This is a genomic window from Actinomycetospora cinnamomea (assembly GCF_003096675.1).
Taxonomy (GTDB): Bacteria; Actinomycetota; Actinomycetes; order Mycobacteriales; family Pseudonocardiaceae; genus Actinomycetospora; species Actinomycetospora cinnamomea.
Genome location: NZ_QEKW01000046.1, coordinates 1 through 1,203 on the forward strand (window position 1 = coordinate 1; position 1,203 = coordinate 1,203).

Annotated in this window: 1 protein-coding gene; it reads right to left on the reverse strand. The window is 69.3% G+C overall.

The genetic code is table 11. The features are described from left to right. Positions 1-11: 11 nt before the first annotated feature. Entirely contained in the window at positions 12-1,115 is a 1,104-nt protein-coding gene (locus C8D89_RS28640) for an IS630 family transposase (protein WP_116711545.1), read from the reverse strand. Between the last annotated feature and the right edge of the window lie 88 nt (positions 1,116-1,203).

Consider the following 1,203-nt stretch of genomic DNA (forward strand, 5'->3'; position numbering starts at 1 on the left):
CTAGTGCCGCGTCAGGCAACGTTGGGTAGGTAATCGGGTCGGCGGATCTTGGAGTTGGCGGCGAAGCGGCGTTTCGGAGTGGCGTGGCGGTTGTGCCAGCGGACGTAGCCGGCGATCGCGGCCTCCTGGGCGGTGTGGGAGGGGTAGTCGCTGCCGTCGAGGGTGAAGTAGCGCAGCGCGGTGAACTCGGCTTCGATCCAGTTCAGCCAGGAGGCGTGGGTCGGGGTGAACACCAGCTCGACGTCGTGGGCTGCGCACCAGCTCGCGACCCGGTGGTGGCGGTGTGGGGAGAAGTTGTCGCACACCACGTGCAGTCGCCCGGTCGGGAACCGCTGCCGTAGCTGGCGCAGGAAGTCGAGGAACTCCTGGCTGCGCTTGCGGTCGCGGAACCGGTAGAACATCTGCCCGCTGGCGAGGTCGAGCGCGGCGTACATGTGCCGGACCCCGCCGGTGCGGGTGTAGGTCGCCCGCCGGCGGGTCGGGCGCCGGCGCGGGAACCAGCCGTGCCCGGGGCGGGGCTGCAGGTTCAGCGGGCCGAACTCGTCGACGCACACGACCCGTCCACCGTCGGGGACGGTGCCGGTCGTGGCCTGGTCGTAGAGCTGGAGAATCCGGTCCTTCTTGACGGTGAACTCGGGGTCCCGGCTGCCTTTCCAGGTCTTGGTGGCCTGCCAGCTGATGCCCGCCGTGCGCAGCACCTGGCGAACGGTCTCGGTACTGACCACGATCTGTTCGCGCTCACGCAGATGCTCGACGAGCTTGGACAGGCTCCAGGTCGTGAACGGCCAGCCGAGCTGGGCCGGGGCGGTCTTGGCGACCCGAGCGATCGTTTCCCGGGCTTGGGGGCCGAACCTAGGAGGCCGGCCCCCGCTCCATTTTGGGTCCAGTGCGGCGAACCCCTGGTCGTTGAACGCGTGGATCACCTCCCGCGCGTACGCCGCGGTCATCGCGAACATCGCCGCGGCGTCGGTCGCGCTGCGGCCCTGGGTCGAGGCCAGCACGATCCCCGCGCGGCGCAACCGCACCCGGTCCTTCGTCGTCCTGGTGATCTTGACCAGACGCTCCGCCTCCGCCTCGGACAGCTCCCGGGCGAACACCTCTGCAGGCCGTGCCATCGCCCACCTCCTCGGGCGACAGCCTCCAACCCTTCAAGATCCTGATCAAGCCGTGTTACGACGTCGACGTTCCTTGCCGCGGCACTAG

Excerpts from the sequence above, each read along its gene's own strand:
- C8D89_RS28640 (WP_116711545.1), bottom strand. The coding sequence starts at position 1,115 with ATGGCACGGCCTGCAGAGGTGTTCGCCCGGGAGCTGTCCGAGGCGGAG.